This window comes from Sediminibacterium sp. FW305-C-61 (assembly GCF_058231065.1).
This window is the reverse complement of the sequence record NZ_JBIQXR010000004.1, coordinates 462,780-467,115: the sequence shown is the minus strand read 5'-3', so window position 1 is coordinate 467,115 and position 4,336 is coordinate 462,780. Positions and strand designations below refer to the sequence as shown.

2 protein-coding genes are annotated in these 4,336 nt (G+C 40.3%); both read right to left on the bottom strand.

The genetic code is table 11. The features are described 5' to 3' along the window. Positions 1–89 precede the first annotated feature (89 nt). On the bottom strand, positions 90–668 hold the full coding sequence (locus ACH30E_RS13150; RefSeq protein WP_490825182.1) for an RNA polymerase sigma-70 factor: 579 nt from the start codon (positions 666–668) through the stop codon (positions 90–92). Positions 669–931: 263 nt separating this feature from the next. Further along, positions 932–3,991 (bottom strand): beta-L-arabinofuranosidase domain-containing protein, encoded by a 3,060-nt coding sequence (locus ACH30E_RS13145; protein ID WP_490825180.1) that lies wholly within the window; start codon positions 3,989–3,991, stop codon positions 932–934. Between the last annotated feature and the right edge of the window lie 345 nt (positions 3,992–4,336).

Below are 4,336 nucleotides of genomic sequence, written 5' to 3'. Positions count from 1 at the left end.
GACATCAGACATCAGACATCAGACATCAGACATCAGACATCAGACATCAGACATCAGACATCAGACATCAGACATCCGCACCTTCGGTGCTAGATATGGGTAAGTACCATCAATAAAAGAGGTAAGAAAGTACGGACGGCAGTACGTAAGTGGCGTAGGGCTTTGTTAAGTTGGTTTTCTACTGTTTTAGGAGAAATATGCATCACTTTGGCTATCTGTTTTACAGACATGCCTTCATTTCGGCTGTATTGGAAGATGATTCGACATTTTTCGGGGAGCTTTTCTACTTCGGTTTTAACTTTCAGTAGAATTCGTTTGTAATGAAGACTGCTTTCGACGGGCATTTCAACTACCATGGCAGTATCAACTGATTCACGGTATTTTCTTTCCCGAAGCTTTGATTTAATTCGACCAAGCACTATGTATTTCGTTGCAACAGCCAGGTAATTTTCTAATTGCTGTATTTGCTGGGTATGCCGATTTTGCCAAAGACTCATAAATACATCGTGAACGATATCTTCTGCTTCCTGACTATTTTCCAGGCGATTATTTGCGATGGTGAATATTTTCTGCCAGTACCGCTGGTATAGGGTCATAAAAGCCTGTTCATCACTTTGGGCAAGCTGACTAAGTAAAAATTGGTTGTCGTATGACGCATTTTCCACCATATCTCGCAAACGATAGCATAAAAGTAGGGAAACTATTGCTTCCGTGCGTTAAGGTGGAAAATTGGGGATTAGCTTTTTTGAGGGAGTATTTTTTTCGCTAATTCATGAGACTAAATTTATTACCCCTTTCACAGAGGGGAATTGAACGCGGATAATCATGATTAAGCTGATATATCAGGATGACCGGTTTACTATTTATAATACGAAATGTAAAAAGGAGACCAGATAATTAGTCTCCTTTTTACATTTCGTATCATCGTCTGTTATTGAAGTCTTACATCAAGGTACACCGAGTGGCGACCATAGGTTTCATAAAAAGGTTTGAAGACCACATCATCAATGGTAAACTGCAATTGTGTGGGGTCGCCTTTTATTGACTTGCTTATATCATTGGCATCCAGGGTAATTTTTCGCCATTCTTTCCTTGCTTCAGTTTCCTGGGCAGCAAGCAATATCGGCCCATAAAATAAGCTGGCAATATTCTGCTGGTCCATCACCGGATCCAGGTGAAACTGGAATGGCATTTTCAATTCTACTAAATCTCCATCTTTCCAGTTACGCTCTATTTTGAGGTATGAGCCAGGTACTGGTGCAACTTTATGTTCCTTACCATTAATCTTTACATAAAAGCCCTTGGTTGCCCATCCTGGCACGCGCACATTTAATGCAAATTTGCCATTACCTTTTATTTTTAAACTGGTCTGGTCCTCTTTAGGGAAACTGGTTATTTGTTCAATGGAAATATTTCTTTCTGTCCAGTTTAAAGTTGAGGGCACGAAGAGGTTTACATATAATGACTGGTTATTTATGCTATGAAAATAAATGCTGTTCTGTAGTTTGGTACTACTTTCAATAGCTGTTCCGTTGCAACAGGTAAATCCAGTCATGTTAGGATTCCCGAATTGTTTTATAGAACCGGGCTTTAGGGGCACATGGTATGTATTGGCTGGTGTATTCTCAGCTACGGATGCCAGTATATGATTATACAAACTACGTTCATAATAATCCATGTATTCAGGTTTCTGATCAAACATGAAAAGGTTTCCGGTTAGTTTCAACATGTTATAGGTTGCGCAGGTTTCATTTTGTCCACCGGAAGCAAACCCATTTTCATACAGCGTACCGGGTTGCGCAATAAAGCATTCAGCATTTGCCGGATTACGGGCTCCTGCTACCCCACCAATACTATACATATAATCGTTCACCATTTTATACCAGAAATTATCTGCTATTTGATAGTATTCGGGGTTATTGGTAGCCAGGTATGTTTCCACACTACCTACTACTTGAGGTATATGCTGGTTAGCATGCAAGCCCCTGAAAAGGTCTACGTTTTTAGCGAGTCCATGCGAATGTTGTGTATCTCCAAAAAACACCCTGATATTATCGAACAGTTGTGCGGTTTTGAGATGGTTTGGTTGTTTGGTGATGAGGTATAACCTGGCCATTGATTCATTCATTCCCCCAAATTCACCGGCGATATAGGTATTCCACATTTTAATCAATGTGTCCGTAGGCACCTGACTTAATCGTGCATATACCCAATCACCCATATTGGAAGCTATTTCAAGTGCTTTTTTATTCCCGCTCACTTCATATATATCTGTTAAGCCTGCAAGTATTTTATGCAGGGTATAATACGGTGCCCAAACCTGGTTTTTCTGTCCGCCATATTTAGCACCTTTCTCCAGCATAATGAATTGATCGGGCGGATAGGCACTGATAAACCCTTTACCCCAGTTCCAGTAATCGTTACGGATAGCCGTATCACTCAAGTCTGAATCATACTCTTTTTTACCTGGTCCCATCGGAACTTTAGTCGGATCGGTAACAAATGGACCTCCCGGCTGTTTTGGCTTACCCGACAATTGTGATAAATCGTACAGGGTATTCACCATATATTCCATTTTCTGGGCAAAGTTTGCCTGTAGTGTTTTATCATAACCAGTGCCTGCATAAGCCTGGGCTATAGCGGTGAGGTAATGGCCCGTTGCGTGGCCTCTTAATTTTGTATCGCGGCTATCCCAAACACCTAAGGCTTTTGCGCCCTCCGGTTGTTTTTGTCCGAATGCATGACGGAACATATACAGGAACGAATTAGGATCTGTTTTAGCAAGTGTATAAATGAATTTATCACGGTTCTCTATAAACTTTGATTTATTGCCTTGCTGATCATTTTGCAATACCACCTGTTTTAATTCGAAGGGTTTTAATTTAGCAATAGGTTGTGTTTGTTTATTGCTGTTTTTTACGGTAACAATTGCTTTGGGCTGAAAGTTTGTTCCGGCAACACGTCCGGTAATAGTATAGGTACCTGGTTTGAGCACCGCGCTATTGTCTGTATCTGCCGGCCAGACCACCCTTACTTTCGGGCCCTTGAATCCATCTTTATAAGTACCATTTATATAACTGGGTAATCTTGGCAGGTTACCTGTTTCTGTTGTCACTTTTACATCTGCTACACTTACGAGGTAAGAATTATACAGTTGTGGCTCTGTTGGCGCAAATTTGGGGAGGTCTTCTTCTACCCTTCTGGTATTTACCCCGCCCTGGTTAATGCCTCTCCTTGAATTATTAAATACACTGGTTAACTGTGTCATATTCAATGGCACGCGATAAATACGAAAATCACGAATCATTGCATCCAGGTATGGATTACCTGCTGTTAATGATTTACCGATAAAGAGTTTTTTATCTGCGTTTTGCTGACCAAATACATCACTGAGTTCTTTTGGAATTTCTTTTGATTCTCCCGCTAATTTTCCATCGATATAGGTAAGCAATGTTTTAGAGGGAATATCAATAACTATAGTAACATGTACCCATCTGTTTAATTCAATAGCAGGTGCAGATACCACTTTTTTGCCAGTCACATCTGTTACCAGCGCTGTCTGAAAGCCCTCCTGATTGTTGATTCCAGCCGGGGCTACAAAGAAATGTTTGTTTGCACTTTGACCAAAGTCAAAAAAATGCTGACCCGATTTCGCTGATCTGAGGTTCACCCATGCCGTAATACTGAGCGATTCAAGATCGGTAAGTGCCTCGGAAGGCAAACTGATATATGAACTGGTATCTCCTGAAAGCGATAATACTTTTCCAAAACGGGGATCTTCTGCAAATTTCACTTGTGTACCCGGACGACCATGCAGGTTATTCCTCGACCAATCTCTGGTATCACCATTAAAAAGATAACGGGCTATTAAACCTGTTTCACCAATACCATCAAGAATCTGGTCGCCACCTTGGGCGTAAGATGTACTGATACCTTGTAACAGGACGAAAAAAGAGCAGCAAAAACGCAAGCAAAATTTGTTGATTTTCATATCGTAAGCATTTTCTTAATAACCCGAAAAGGCAGGTTATTGTACAAATAATTGTTCTTTTGACAATTAACCATAAAACTATAAAGAAACAGTGTGTGGATAGTAAGTCTATTTTAACTAATACTTATTTGATATTAACTTACTTATCAGACTTAAGATAGATATTTGAGACAATAATGTTTTCATGCTTGTAAAGCAATTCTTCCAATGTTACATGCACGATAAATTACAAAAAAGAAGAGGTTAAGTTTAGACTCAACCTCTTCATCTGTCGGGACGACTGGATTCGAATGCCGACGTTTTTGTCGGCATCGAGACTTTAACGTCTCGACCAGACGACTGTCT